This window comes from Hymenobacter cheonanensis (assembly GCF_030581075.1).
Taxonomy (GTDB): Bacteria; Bacteroidota; Bacteroidia; order Cytophagales; family Hymenobacteraceae; genus Hymenobacter.
The window spans coordinates 17,476-30,721 of sequence record NZ_JAUQSW010000009.1; the positions used below are offsets into that span (position 1 = coordinate 17,476).

The window sequence follows — 13,246 nt, forward strand, 5'->3', positions numbered from 1 at the left end:
TTACCAAATGCGCGAGCGGTCTTGCGTAGCGCGCACCATCTTGTTGCCGTCTTTGCAGCCGAAGGCTTCGTAGAACTCGGGCATGTTCATGAGCGGGCCGTTGGTGCGGTACATGCCGGGCGAGTGCGGGTCGGTCTGGATTTGCTGGCGCAGGGCCTCGGGGCGCTGGTTGGCGCGCCAGATTTGGGCAAAGCCCAGGAAAAAGCGCTGGCTAGGGGTAAAGCCATCGATTTTCTGGCCGGCCTTAAACTGGGCCGTTTTCTGGAAAGCCTGGTAAGCAATGGTGAGGCCGCCGATGTCGGCCAGGTTTTCGCCCATCGTCAACTTGCCGTTCACGTGCACCGAGTCGAGGGGCGAGAAGGCGTCGTACTGCTTGCCCACCATGTCGGCCTTGGCCGTAAACTTGCTGCCGTCTTCCTTGGTCCACCAGTCGCGCAGGTTGCCCTTGGCATCAAACTGCCGGCCCTGGTCGTCGAAGCCGTGCGTCATTTCGTGGCCGATTACCGCGCCAATGCCGCCGTAGTTCACCGCATCATCGGCCTTGGGGTCGTAGAAAGGCGGCTGCAGAATACCGGCCGGGAACACGATTTCATTCATGCTCGGGCTGTAGTAGGCGTTCACCGTAGGCGGCGTCATGCCCCATTCCGTGCGGTCTATCGGCTTGCCAAACTTCTTGATATTGTCCTCCCGGCGCCACTCGGCCGTGGCAAACAGGTTTTGCAGGGCGCTCTCGCGGGTGATGTTCAGCTTCGAGTAGTCCTTCCACTTATCGGGGTAGCCAATTTTCACCGCGAAGGCGTTGAGCTTTTGCAGGGCCTCCTTCTTGGTTTCGGCGCTCATCCAGTCGGTGGCCATAATGCGCTCGGCGTAGGCCTTGCGCAGGTTTTCTACCATTTCCTTGGCTTTGGCCTTGGCGGCGGGCGAGAAGGCCTGGTCTACATACAATTGGCCGAAGGCCTCCCCTAACGCACCGTCGGTGGCGCGCAAGGCGCGTTTCCAGCGGGGCTGCTGCTGCTTGGCGCCCGTCAGCACCTGCTGAAAGCGGAAGCTGGCATCGCCGTAGGCTTTGGGCAGGGCCGAGGTTACGCCCTCTACCAGGTGCCAGCGGAAATACTGCTGCTGGTCGGCAATGGGCGTGTTGGCCATCAAATTGTTAGCCGCAGCCAAAAACTCGGGCTGGCCGATGATGAGGTCCTGGGCGCTGCCCAGGCCAGCCTGCTTAAGGCGCAGGGGCAGCGCCAGGTTAGGGTAGTCTTGGGCGGCCTGGGCCACGCTCACCTTGTTGTAGTTCTTGTTGGGGTCGCGCAGTTCCACGCGGCCCCGGCTAGCCTGGGCCATCTTGGTTTCGAGGGCCAGCACGGCATCGGCGTTGGTAGCGGCCAGGCTCGGCGCATCGCCCAGCAGCTGAAACACGCTCGTCATGTAAGCTTTGTAAGCGGCCCGAATGGTTTTCGAGCGGCCATCGTCCTTCAGGTAGTAGTCGCGGTCGCCGAGGCCTAGCCCGCCCTGGCTCATGCCCACCACGTACTGCGAGCTGTTCTTGCTATCCTGGCGCACACCCAGGCCATACCAGCCCGTGCCAAATGACTTGGGGTCGGCCATGTACTGCTGAATCTCGCCCAGGTTTTTGAGGCCGGCAATGCGGTTGAGGCGCGGCTGCAAGTACTTGAGGCCGGCGGCCTCAACGGCCATCGTGTCCATAGATGCCGCGTAGAAGTCGCCCACTTTCTGCTCGTTCGAGCCAGGCTTGGCCGTGCGCGCGTCGGCGGCGGCCTTCACCAGAATGCGCTTTTCTACCGCAATGTTGCGGTCGCCCAGCTCGTTGAAGGCACCCCAGCGGGTTTCGGCGGCCGGCACTGGGTTGTTCTTTATCCAGTTGCCGTTGGCGTAATGATAAAAATCCTCGCAGGGGCTCACCGACTGGTCGATATTGGCCAGGTTGATGCCCACGCCCTTTTGGGCAGGGGGCGCGGTGCGCCGGGCGGGCGGCCCAAAGGCGGTGGTAGCGGCTAAGGTGCCGAGCCCCAGCGTAGCCAGGGCCAGCCGCGAAAAGGTAATTGAGGACATAGAAAAGATTGGTTTGAAGAAAAGGGGGAGGCGAACTTAACGACAATAGATGTAACCGCCGCTGCACAGTTGCATCATGCCACCGTAAAGGCAGGCGCGGGCCAAAAAATTCCTCCGCAAAAAACCCCGCTTCGGGGCCGAAGCGGGGTTTCCTGTGGTTGCTTCGTGCATTAGGCGGCGCACGCGGGCCTCTTTACTAACCGCTTGGTTTTTACTCCCTAGTGGGCCAGAAGCCAGCTACGCCCGGGCTGACGCCGCGCAGCCCCTACCAGATGCGCGCCTGCTCAACGGTTGGCCGCGCCATCTTGTCGGTGGGCTGGCAGCCGAAGGCCTTGTAGAACTCGGGCATGTTCATGAGCGGCCCGTTGGCGCGGAACATGCCGGGCGAGTGCGGGTCGGTGAGCACCTGCTGACGCACAGCCTGGGGCCGGTCGTTGGTGCGCCACACCGTGGCCCAGCTCAGGAAGAAGCGCTGCTCAGGCGTGAAGCCGTCGATGCTCTTGCCGGCTTTGGCCTCGGCCGTTTTCTGGAAGGCCTGGTAAGCAATGGTGAGGCCGCCAATGTCGGCCAGGTTTTCGCCCATCGTCAGGTCGCCGTTCACGTACACCGAGTCGAGGGGCGAGAACTTGCTGTACTGCTGGCCCACCATCTTGGCTTTGGCGTTGAACTTGTCGCCGTCTTCCTTGGTCCACCAGTCGCGCAGGTTGCCTTTGGCGTCGTACTGCCGGCCCTGGTCGTCGAAGCCGTGGGTCATTTCGTGGCCGATTACCGCGCCAATGCCGCCGTAGTTCACCGCGTCATCAGCCTTGGGGTCGTAGAACGGGGCCTGTAGAATGCCGGCCGGGAACACAATCTCGTTCATGGCCGGGTTATAGTAGGCGTTCACGGTGGGCGGGGTCATGCCCCATTCGCCTCGGTCTATCGGCTTGCCAAAGTGGCTCAGGTTATCCTGCGCGGCCCACTGGCGGGCGGCTATCAGGTTATCGAGGTAGCTGGTGCGGGTGACTTTCAGCTTCGAGTAGTCCTTCCACTTATCGGGGTAGCCGATTTTCACCGCGAAGGCATTGAGCTTCACGATGGCTTCCTTCTTGGTGGCGGCGCTCATCCAATCGGTCGCCATAATGCGCTCGGCGTAGGCCTTGCGCAGGTTCTCAATCATCTCCTTAGCCTTGAGCTTGGCGGCCGGCGAAAACGCCTTGGCCACGTACAGCTCACCGAAAGCCTCGCCCAGCGAGCGGTCGGTGGCTTGCAGGCTGCGCTTCCAGCGGGGCTGCTGCTTTTTGGCGCCGGTCAGGGCCTGCGCATAGCGGAAGGCGGCATCGCCGTAGGCCTTGGGCAAGGCCGAGGTAAGGCTGCTCACCAGGTGCCAGCGCAGGTACTGGCGCTGGTCGGCAATGGGCGTGCTGGCCAGCAGGCCGTTGGCAGCCTTCAGAAATTCGGGCTGGCCCACAATTACCTCCTTGGCGGCGCCGAGGCCGTTGTTTTTGAGCACCAGCGGCAAGGCCAGGTTGGGGTAGTCTTTGGTGGCCTGGGCCACGGTCATTTTGTTGTAGTTCTTCTGCGGGTCGCGCAGGTCTACGCGGGTGCGGCTGGCCTCGGCCATCTTGGTTTCGAGGGCCATCACCGCGTCGGCGTTGGCAGTGGCCAGGGCGGGCGCATCGCCCAGCAGCCCAAACACGGTCGTCAGGTAGGTTTTGTACGCGGCCCGGATGCTCTTCGAGCGGGCATCGTCCTTGAGGTAGTAGTCGCGGTCGGGCAGCGTGAGGCCGCCCTGGCCCATCTGCACGGCATACTGGGTGCTGATTTTCTCGTCCTGCCCCACCCCAAAGTCATACCAGCCGGTGCTCACGCTCTTAGGGTCGGCGAGGTAGGCCTGCACCTCGGGCAGGGTCTTGAGGCTGTTTATTTTAGTGAGGTAGGGCTGCAGGTATTTGAGGCCGGCGCGCTCGATGGCCATCGTGTCGAGGGCCGAGGCATAGAAGTCGCCTACTTTCTGGGCGTTGGTACCAGGCTTGGCGGTGCTGGCATGGGCCGCCAGGTCTTCCAGAATGGCTTTTTGGGTGGCGTAGTTGTGCTCGGCCAGCTCGTTGAAGCTGCCCCAGCGGCTTTCGGCGGCCGGCGTGGGGTTGTTTTTCAGCCAGTTGCCGTTGGCATACTGAAAGAAGTTGTCGCAGGGTTTTACCGACTTGTCAATATTGGCCGGGTCGATGCCAACGCCGGACTTAGCAGTTTGGGCCAGCGCTGGCGCGGCGGCCAGCCCCAGCGCGGCCACGGCCAGGGCCGCGCCCCGCTGGTAACGGGAATTTTTAAACATGAAAAAGAAAAAGTGGATGGGTTGTACTTCAGGGTTAAGGTGCGCAAGTTAAGCGTCGGTTCCCGAGGCCGCCTTATTGCAGCACTATCGGGGGCCCGGAAAGTACTTTTACTGTTCGTTGGCTGTTCGGCCTGCTGTTACCGGCCGTTTTTACTCCTATGCCTCTCTACAACCGCCGCGCCGCTAGCCCCCCGGCCGAGCCGGCCGCCCCGCTTAGCCTGGGCGCGCTGCTGGCCCAGGTGCGCACCGCCCTGCACCACCGCTTTCCCGACAGCTACTGGGTGGTAGCCGAAGTGGCCGAGATGACCCGCCCGCGCCAGGCCGGCGGCCACTGCTACCTCACCCTCACCGAGCCCGCCGGGGCCGAAGCGATGGGCTTCACGGCCCAGGCGCGGGCCACGCTCTGGGGCAGCCGCTACGCCCAGCTAGCCCCCGCCTTTGCCGAGGCCACCGGCCAGGAGCTGCGCCCCGGCCTGCGCCTGCTGCTGCGCGTGAAGGTGACTTTCCACGAGCAGTACGGCTTTTCGCTCGATGTGCTGGCCCTCGACCCGAGCTACACGGTGGGCGAGCTGGCCCGCCAGCGCCTGGCCACGCTGCGCAAATTGCAGGAAAAAGACCTGCTGGAGCGCCAGCAGGAGCTAGCCCTGCCGCTGGGACCGCAGCGGCTGGCCGTTATCTCCTCGCCCACCGCCGCGGGCTTCCAGGACTTTGTGCGCCAGCTCGAAGAAGCGCCCTACGACTTTGCCCTCACGCTTTTCCCGGCCCTGATGCAGGGCGACGGCGCGCCCGGCAGCATCCGGGCGGCGCTCGATGCCATTCGGCCGCGCCGGGGGCAGTTTGAGGTCGTAATTATCATCCGGGGGGGTGGCTCGAAAACCGACCTGCTGGCCTTCGATGAGTACGGGCTGGCGGCGGCCGTGGCGGCCTTCCCGCTGCCCGTGCTCACGGGCATCGGCCACGAGCGCGACGAGGCGGTGGTAGACTTAGTGGCTCACCGGGCCCTCAAAACGCCCACCGCCGTGGCTGCCTTCCTGGTAGACCGCCTGGCCCGCCTCGAAAGCTTGGTGCTGGAGCTGGCCGACCGCGTGGCCGACCGCAGCCGCCAGCACCTGGCCCGCCACCACGCCCACGTGCAGCACCTGGCCGACCACTCGCGCGAGGCCGCCCGCCAGCACCTACGCCATGCCCAGGCGGCGCTGGGCCAGCGCAGCCGCCAGGCCGCCCAGGCGCCGCGCCAGCACCTGCGCCAGCTAGGCCAGCACCTCGCCAGCTTTCGCTACACGCTGCCGCAGGCGGCGCGCCGCGCCCTGGGGCAAGAGGAGCAGCGCCTGCGCCGCCGCTCGCGCACGGTGTTGCGGCGCTTTGTGCGCCACCACCAGCGCAAGCGCGAGCAATTATTAAAGCAGCAGTTTACTACGCAGCGAAAATTTGAAAAACTGCTGGCGCACTACGAGGCCAGAATCCTTACCTCGGAGGTGAATATTCTACGCCGCGAAAATCAGCTTTTACGTTCGCATTAAGTAGCTGCATTCACCAGAATTTTCGCAACTCATACTTTATAATTCCTAACTCATCATTCAAGCAAGTGACTTACAACGAAGCCATTCAGGAGCTGGAAACTATTTTGCGCAGCCTCGAAACCGACCAGGTAGACGTGGACGACCTAACGGCCCGCGCCGAGCGCTCGGCCGAATTAATTCGCCTGTGCCGCCACAAGCTGCGCCACGCCGAGGCCTCGCTCGACCGCGTATTCGATTCGCTTGATGAGGAGGAAGACGAAGAGCCTGAGGCTGATGCAGAAGACCTAGCTGAGGACGAGGGCGACGAACCGGAAGACGACGAACCCGACGATTACCAGCCCGGTGGCCCGGGCCGACCAACCCAGCCCCGGTTATTTTAACCCAAAAAAGGGCCTGAATTACGTGCGTAATTCAGGCCCTTTTTTGGGTTTTTTCTGCAATTAATTTCGTCGCACGTGAATTTGCACGCGCTCGCCGTCTTCGGTGGTGGTGGGCAGCACGTCGATGCGGTCGGCCTCATCATAATAAACGGCCAGGCCCCGCACAATGCCCACGGCCAGCCCGCCCATGCGGCGCGGCGACACGTAATTAATCATTACCTCGTTTTCGCTCAGGCGCTCGACTTTCAGCACGGGCGGCGAGTTTTCGGGGTGCTCGCGGCGCACCTGGTCGTGCATTTTGTGCTCGGTATTTTCCAGCATTTCGAGCGTGCGCCAGTCGGGGTTCACGTACTTCTGGTACATGTACATTAAATCGGGCACGAGGTATTCGCCGAATTTTTCATGCAGCTCGCCGGCCGGAATACCAGTTGCCTCGGCCGCCTGGCCAATCAGCGCATACATCTGCTCGTCGGGATACACTTCCTTGTGGCTGAAATCGCCCGAATCGAGGCCCGCCGCCTGCACCAGCTTCAGCCACGTGCTGTGGTCGTACTGAGTTTGAACGTAGCGCTTGAGGAGCGTAAAAATGGTACCGTGCATGAGGAAAGCTAACGCGTGTTGACCAGTACAACGCGCGGCCAACCCGAAAGGTTGAGGGCTAGCCCGCACCCCAAAAAAACGCCCGCTCGCCGGTGAAGGCAAAGCGGGCGCGCGCGGAAAGCAGAGCGAATTAATTAAATATTACCGATAACCGTCATGGTAGTGAGCGTGGGGCCGGCGCTGCCGCCGGTGGGCTCCACCGTCATGGCGAAGGCCTGGGCACTGGCAATGTCCTTCATCTGCTGGAGGCTGTCGCCGGCGGCGGTGTTGGCCGCCAGCACCCCGGCATCCACAGGCTTGCCTTTGTCGAGGGCCCACAGCTGGTACTGCTTGCCGGCGGGCAGGCTTGGCAGCTGCTGCACATCGAGGTACACGCGGTGGCTGGCCACGTTGTAGAGCACGCGGGCGTGGGCGCTGGCGTGGGCCGGCGTGCCGGCCAGGGCCACCATCTTGTACTCCTGCGGCGAGCGCAGCACGTGTAGCTGCTCCTGGGTGGAGGTGAGGCGGCGCTCCATCACCTGCGAGGTTTGGGCAAAGCGCGCCTGGCTGTTTTGGGCCGCTACCAGGTCGGTGCTGGCCTGCTGCCAGCGGCTGTACAGCAAGGCATTAGCCGCCAGGCTCAGCAGCAGCGCCACCGAGGCCGCAATGGCCCAGCCACTGCGCGAGCTGGCGGCCGGTGCGGGGGTATAGGTTTCGGCAGGGCGCGGGTTGGAGGCCGATACCCGCATGGTAGGTGCGGCTTCGGCCGCTGGGGCTGCCGCCAGGGGGCTAGCGGCCACCGAAGCCGGGGCCTCGGCTCCGATTTCGGCCAGTACGCGGCCCAGCACGCGGTCGCGCAGGCCGGCGGGGGGTGCCAGGGTGTGGGCTTCGGCATACACGCCGAGGCCGGCCAGCAGCTCGTCGAGTTCGTGGCGCACCTGCGGGAAGCGGGCGGCCCAGCCTTCGACCTCGGCCTGGGCGGCGGGGTCTAGCTCGCCCAGCGCGTATTGCTCGAGGCGGCCTGATTCGATATATTCTTGATAATCTTCCACGGAAGTAACGGCTGTTAGCGAATAAGTTTGGCTAATATTTTCAGAGCAGTGCGGGCCCGGGTTTTCACGGTGCCCAGCGGCAGGTTGAGTTCTTCGGCTGCCTCACTTTGGGTGAAGCCGCCGAAATAGAGCAAGTCGATGACTTGGCGCTGCTCGGGCACTAGCTTGCTGGTAATTTCCTGCAAGCCCATGTGCTCGGGGCGAAAAGTATCCGGGGCGGCCTGGCGCTGGGCGGCCAGGCTATCGTCGAGGCCCTGAGTGCGAGAACCTACGCGATGCTGACGCGAGCGGATTTTATCAATCGCTAAATTTCGGCTGATGTTCACCACCCAGGTAAACAAGCGGCCCTTGGAATTGTCGTAGCCCGCCATGGAATGCCAGATTTTAACCAGCGCTTCCTGCAGCACATCGGCGGCTTCTTCCTCGTCTTTGACGATGCGGTTGATGACGCCGTAGAGCGCGCCCGAGTAGCGGTCGTAAAACTCGGTCATGGCCGACTGGTCGCCGGCCCGCAGGCGTTCGACCAGTGCCGCCTCGGCGGCAGGTGGGGTGGATATAAGGGGTAGGTCGGACACGGGTGAAAGAGGAAATCAAAACCGACGAAGCCAGCCGAAACGTTCGGTAACCAACGGCGAATGTAGGGTAGTTTTAGGTTTTGGGCAGTTGGGCGGGGCTAGCTGCTGCGCGTGGCAGCACAACCCGCTCGCCTGCTGTACGGTTTGTATAAAATGCCGGGGCACCAGTGCGCCAAAAAATTCGGCGCTGCCCCTTTAGTTCTTTATTAGCTGATACTCCGATGGCTATTGCTTCGATAAACCCCTATACCGGCCGGCAGCTGCGCCGCTTTGCCGAGTTTTCGTGGGCCACCACCGCGCGCCTGTTGGCCCAGGCGCACCGGGCGGCCGGCGCGTGGCGCGCTACCACCTTTGCCCAGCGCGCCGCGGTGCTGCGCCGGGCCGGCGCGCTGCTGCGCGAGCGCCAGGATGCGCTAGCCCACCTCATGGCCATCGAGATGGGCAAGCCCCTGCGCGATGGCCGCGCCGAGGCCCAGAAATGCGCCGCCTGCTGCGACTACTACGCCGACCACGCCGAGGCCTTTTTGGCCGATGAGGAGGTGAAAACCGACGCCGGGCGCAGCTTTATCAGCTACGCGCCGCTGGGGGTGGTGCTGGCCATTATGCCCTGGAACTTCCCGCTGTGGCAGGTGGTGCGCTTTGCGGCGCCCGCCCTCATGGCCGGCAACGTGGGCCTGCTCAAGCACGCGCCCAACGTGCCGCAGTGCGCCCTGGCGCTGGAAAGCATTTTTCACGACGCGGGCTTGCCGCCGGCCGCGTTTCGCACGCTGCTCATCGGCAACGAGGCGGTGGCCCGGCTGCTGGCCGATGCCCGCGTGGCGGCCGTTACGCTCACGGGCTCCGAGCGGGCCGGGGTGGCGGTGGGCGCCGCCGCCGGCCAGCATCTCAAAAAGGCCGTGCTGGAGCTGGGCGGCTCCGACCCGTTTATTGTGCTGGCCGATGCCGACGTGCCGCTAGCCGCCAAAACCGCCGCCCAGGCCCGCATGATTAATGCCGGCCAGAGCTGCATTGCGGCCAAGCGCTTTATTGTCGAAAAGCCGGTGCAGGCCGAGTTTGTGCGCCTCTTGAAAGGGCACCTGGCGCAATTGCGCTACGGCGACCCGCTCGACGAGGCCACCGACTACGGCCCACTGGCCCGCCCCGACCTGGCCGACGAGCTGAGCCGCCAGGTGGCCGACTCGGTGGCCCAGGGCGCTAAAATTGCCCTGGCCGGCGGCCAGCCCAAGGCCGGGGCCGCCCAGTTTGACCCCATGATTTTGACCAACGTGAAGAAAGGCCAGCGCGCCTACGCCGAAGAATTATTCGGGCCGGTGGCGCTGGTGCTCACGGCCCGCGACGTGGCCCACGCCCTGGCCCTGGCTAACGACTCGGAGTTTGGCCTGGGCGCGGCCGTGTGGACGCGCGACGTGGCCCGGGCCGAGGCCATGGCGCGCCAGCTCGAAAGCGGCGCCGTGTTTATCAACGGCATGGTGAAATCGATGCCCGAGCTGCCGTTTGGCGGCGTCAAGAAATCGGGACACGGGCGCGAGCTGTCCTACGTGGGCATCCGGGAGTTTGTCAACCAGAAATCGGTCTGGATTGCCAAGCCCGCTCAGCCCGACCCCACTAAAACAGAATGAGGAAGTACCAAAGCGGTACTTCCTCATTCCAAATTTTTGACTCCGGACCCTCAGCAGTACCCCATTAGCCGGTAGATGCCGAAGCCCACCATCTCGTGCAGCAGCGAGCTCCAGCGGGTAAGCACGTCGGTGCTCGGAATAACCAGATAGCTGAGGGTCACCATCAGGTCGTGGCTGCGGAAATCGGCCGGGAAAGGCACCGGGTGCAGCCCCACCTTGGCAAAGCAGGCCAGAGCCCGCCGCTCGTGAAAGGCCGACGTAACCAGCACCAGCGACTTAATATCGGGGTGCTGCTGCAACAGGGCCTTGGTAAAGAGCGCGTTCTCGCGGGTGTTGTGGCTGCGCGGCTCCAGCAGAATATCCTGGGCCGGCACGCCCGCCAGCTTAAGCAGGGTGGCCAGCTCTTCGGCTTCGGGCACCACGCCGGGCTGGGGGTGCAGCGTAGCCAGCCCGCCCGAAATGATGATGCGCCGCACCTTGCCGGCACGGTACAGCCACAGGGCATTGGTGAAGCGGTCGGCACCTTGGTTAAGATACACCCGGTCGTGGGGCCGCCGGCCCGTATTGGTAATGCCCGTGAGCAGCACCGCCGCATCGGCCGGGGCCACGGCGCTGAGCGCCACGGGCGGCTTTTCCCATGCCCGCACGGCCAGGTCGTGCAAGGCATCGTTGCCCCCCACAAGCAGCAGAATGGCCGCCGCCCACAGCCAGCGGGCACGCCAGCGGCCGGTGCGCCGGGCTAGCAGCGCGGCCCCCAGCAGGGCCATCAGCCAGGCGCCGGGCGAGAAAGCAACGAGCAGAATCTTCGACAGAAAAAAGAACAAACCGGATAGCGTGAGGTGAAAAGAATGGTCGTAAAAAAGCTCGTTGGGCCGCGCCACGGGCGGCCCAACGAGCTTTCTGCCGGCAATAATAAGGCAGCGCGGGCTACCGGGGCCTAGCCCACGGCCGGCACAAACTCGCGCAGGCGCTTGAGCTGGGCCACCACCTGGGCTTCTTCGGTGAGGGCATCGCACTCGAGCAGGCGGCCCTGGCAGTAGCTCACGAAGAAGGGCGCCACCTTTTCCTGCATCATTTTTTTGGCCACCGGGTTTTCGTCCGAGTTAAGGCGCACGAAGAGAATTCCTACGTTGGCGGGGTCGTCTACAAATTTGGCGAAGGGCGGGGCCAGCGCCTGGCAAACAGCGCAGTTTTCGGAAGTGAATTTGGCAAACACCTTGAGGTGCTCGTGGGTGAGGCGGCGCAGGTGGTCATCGTCGGTATCCACGACGTACTGGCGGGCTTCTTCAGTCATAAAACAAACAGCTGGGAGGGGCTACTAAAAACGGCCGGGCAAGGCAAAGGTTTGGCTGGCAAAGCTACGGCCTAGCGGCGCAGCATAAGCTCGCGAATGTACTTGACCGGGGCCGAGCCGTAGCTGAGAAACTGCTCGTTGAAGTTCTTGAGATTAAAGCTGCTACCGTCGCGTTTTTTCACCTCATCGCGCAGGGCCACTATCTCGGTGTAGCCGGTGAAGTACGAGCTGAGCTGCACCTGGCTCAGGGTGGCGCGGTGCCATTTATTGCGCGCCTCGGCCTCTTCCTGGAAGCCCTCGCGGGTGAGCAGCCGCACCACGTCGGCCTCGCTGGCGTTCCGGGTCTGGATGAGGTTATCGACCACCGCGTTCAGGGTCGAGCGCATGTTCCACTTGTCCCACAGCAGCCAGATTTCGTCCGAGTTGTTGCCGTAGCCGCTTTCCAGCATCATGCGCTCCGAGTACACGGCCCAGCCCTCAATCATGGCGCCGTTGCCAAAGATACTTTTCACCAGCGAGGGCGACATATTGGCGTGCACCAGCTGGGTGTAGTGCCCCGGAATGGCCTCGTGGATGTTGAGAATCTGCAAGGTATAGTCGTTGTACTCGCGCAGGTAGCTCTCGGCCTGGGCGGCCGTCCAGGTGGGCGGCAGCGGCTCCACGTTGTAGTAGGTGTTGGCTTTTTTGTCGTAAGGGCCGGGCGCGCTCACGCTGGCCCCCGCCCCGCTGCCGCGCATATAAAGCGGCGTTTCGCGCACCACCAGCGGCTTGCTGGGGTCCTGGGTCAGCAGGTCGTGGTCGTTCACAAACTTGGTGAGGGTCGGAATCTGACGCTTCACGGCATCCACGAAGCCCTCGCGCGGGGCGTGCTTCAGCGTCAGCTGGTCGATAACCTGGCGGATGAGGGCCAGCGTATCGGTGGGCATGGGCCGGCCGGCGCAGTACTTCGGGAAGAGCCGCGCCGCCCGCCGGCCCATGTCGTGCAGCAGGTCGGCCTTGTGCTTTTGAGCTAGCCTGAATACTTCCTCGGCCGAGTAGCGCGACTGAATATCGAGCGCAAACTTGCGGTCGAAAAGTGCCTTGCCGATGCGGAACGAGCGAAAAACCTTGGTGCCCGTTATTTGCTTGTCCAAAAAATTGAGGTAGCCCTGCACTGCCTGCTGTGCCCCCGCCACGCGCTGCGTCAGCAGCTGCTTTTCGGCGGCGCTCAGGCCCGATTTCCGCACCGAATCAGCCAGCGCGGGGCCGAACACGGCTAGGCCCCCCTTGTTTTGCTGCACGCCCAGCTCCAGGTGTTCCAGCGTTGGGTTGCTGCTATTGGCCTGGGCAGCGGCGTAGTAAGCCCCAGCCTGGGCAATCTTGTCGGAGATGTTGCGCAGGCGGCGGTCCAGCTTGTAGTGGCGGCCATTAAGCAAATCGCCCACGCTGGCGCCCAGGTTGTAGCTGGCCGGGTTCCACTGCCAGCTCTTGAGCGTATCGGTATACCAGCGCTGGCTACGCAGCTCGTTGGCGAGCAGGTGGTAGTCGATTTGGTTGTTGGGCGAAAGGCTATCGAGCGCAAAGCCCCCTAGCGCGTCCAGGCTTTTAGCCACAAACGCGGCATCGCTGCGGCGCTGCGCGTCGTTAGGTATCACCAGCAGCGAATCGTAGTTATGAAAGCCCTGCGACGAGGCATAGTCGGGGTTTTGCTTCCACAAATCGAGGATAAACTGATTTTTGAAGCGGTCGAACCGCGCATCGGCGGGCGTGGCGGCCGCCTGGCCGGCGGCAGTTTTATCGGGGTGGCTGGTGCAGGCCGGCAGGGCCAGCGCCAGCAGCGGCAGGTAGCGGAGTTTCATGGGTGACG

Annotated in this window: 11 protein-coding genes; 3 read left to right on the forward strand and 8 right to left on the reverse strand. The window is 63.5% G+C overall.

The genetic code is table 11. The features are described from left to right. Positions 1–2,067: a M13 family metallopeptidase gene (locus Q5H89_RS16365; RefSeq protein ID WP_305020419.1), complete on the reverse strand. Its 2,067-nt coding sequence runs from the start codon at positions 2,065–2,067 to the stop codon at positions 1–3. A gap of 265 nt (positions 2,068–2,332) precedes the next feature. Next, on the reverse strand, positions 2,333–4,381 hold the full coding sequence (locus Q5H89_RS16370; RefSeq protein ID WP_305020420.1) for a M13 family metallopeptidase: 2,049 nt from the start codon (positions 4,379–4,381) through the stop codon (positions 2,333–2,335). A 158-nt stretch (positions 4,382–4,539) separates the two neighbouring features. Between Q5H89_RS16370 and xseA the strand changes: the two genes are divergently transcribed. Next, positions 4,540–5,901, forward strand: a complete 1,362-nt coding sequence (xseA, locus tag Q5H89_RS16375; protein WP_305020421.1) for an exodeoxyribonuclease VII large subunit — start codon at positions 4,540–4,542, stop codon at positions 5,899–5,901. A 65-nt stretch (positions 5,902–5,966) separates the two neighbouring features. Further along, positions 5,967–6,281, forward strand: a complete 315-nt coding sequence (gene xseB / locus Q5H89_RS16380; protein ID WP_305020422.1) for an exodeoxyribonuclease VII small subunit — start codon at positions 5,967–5,969, stop codon at positions 6,279–6,281. A gap of 60 nt (positions 6,282–6,341) precedes the next feature. On the opposite strand, the gene Q5H89_RS16385 is transcribed toward xseB, so the two are convergent. From Q5H89_RS16385 to Q5H89_RS16395, 3 genes are all read right to left on the reverse strand, one after another. Beyond that, a complete protein-coding gene (locus Q5H89_RS16385) occupies positions 6,342–6,881 on the reverse strand; it encodes a heme NO-binding domain-containing protein (RefSeq protein WP_305020423.1) in 540 nt (179 codons plus the stop codon). Between the two features lie 134 nt (positions 6,882–7,015). Then, positions 7,016–7,912, reverse strand: a complete 897-nt coding sequence (locus Q5H89_RS16390) for an anti-sigma factor (protein WP_305020424.1) — start codon at positions 7,910–7,912, stop codon at positions 7,016–7,018. Between the two features lie 14 nt (positions 7,913–7,926). Then, positions 7,927–8,487 carry an RNA polymerase sigma factor gene (locus Q5H89_RS16395; RefSeq protein WP_305020425.1) on the reverse strand — a complete coding sequence of 187 codons (561 nt, stop codon included), beginning with the start codon at positions 8,485–8,487 and terminating at the stop codon, positions 7,927–7,929. Positions 8,488–8,708: 221 nt separating this feature from the next. Here Q5H89_RS16395 and Q5H89_RS16400 point away from each other — a divergent pair, with 221 nt between their 5' ends. Continuing rightward, the gene (locus tag Q5H89_RS16400; RefSeq protein ID WP_305020426.1) at positions 8,709–10,106 is read left to right on the forward strand and encodes an NAD-dependent succinate-semialdehyde dehydrogenase; all 1,398 of its coding nucleotides are present in this window, start codon (positions 8,709–8,711) and stop codon (positions 10,104–10,106) included. 50 nt (positions 10,107–10,156) lie between these two features. Here the strand turns inward: Q5H89_RS16400 and Q5H89_RS16405 are convergent, their stop codons facing one another. The 3 genes from Q5H89_RS16405 to Q5H89_RS16415 form a co-directional block, all read right to left on the reverse strand. Continuing rightward, positions 10,157–10,930, reverse strand: a complete 774-nt coding sequence (locus Q5H89_RS16405; RefSeq protein ID WP_305020427.1) for a YdcF family protein — start codon at positions 10,928–10,930, stop codon at positions 10,157–10,159. 113 nt (positions 10,931–11,043) lie between these two features. Next, a complete protein-coding gene (locus tag Q5H89_RS16410) occupies positions 11,044–11,400 on the reverse strand; it encodes a thioredoxin family protein (RefSeq protein ID WP_305020428.1) in 357 nt (118 codons plus the stop codon). Between the two features lie 71 nt (positions 11,401–11,471). Then, positions 11,472–13,238, reverse strand: a complete 1,767-nt coding sequence (locus Q5H89_RS16415) for a DUF885 domain-containing protein (protein ID WP_305020429.1) — start codon at positions 13,236–13,238, stop codon at positions 11,472–11,474. Between the last annotated feature and the right edge of the window lie 8 nt (positions 13,239–13,246).

What these genes read in the sequence shown, in the direction of transcription:
- Q5H89_RS16365 (WP_305020419.1), bottom strand. Translation starts at nt 2,067, where the DNA reads ATGTCCTCAATTACCTTTTCGCGGCTGGCCCTGGCTACGCTGGGGCTC.
- Q5H89_RS16370 (WP_305020420.1), bottom strand. Translation starts at nt 4,381, where the DNA reads ATGTTTAAAAATTCCCGTTACCAGCGGGGCGCGGCCCTGGCCGTGGCC.
- xseA (WP_305020421.1), top strand. Translation starts at nt 4,540, where the DNA reads ATGCCTCTCTACAACCGCCGCGCCGCTAGCCCCCCGGCCGAGCCGGCC.
- Q5H89_RS16385 (WP_305020423.1), bottom strand. Translation starts at nt 6,881, where the DNA reads ATGCACGGTACCATTTTTACGCTCCTCAAGCGCTACGTTCAAACTCAG.
- Q5H89_RS16400 (WP_305020426.1), top strand. Translation starts at nt 8,709, where the DNA reads ATGGCTATTGCTTCGATAAACCCCTATACCGGCCGGCAGCTGCGCCGC.
- Q5H89_RS16410 (WP_305020428.1), bottom strand. Translation starts at nt 11,400, where the DNA reads ATGACTGAAGAAGCCCGCCAGTACGTCGTGGATACCGACGATGACCAC.
- Q5H89_RS16415 (WP_305020429.1), bottom strand. Translation starts at nt 13,238, where the DNA reads ATGAAACTCCGCTACCTGCCGCTGCTGGCGCTGGCCCTGCCGGCCTGC.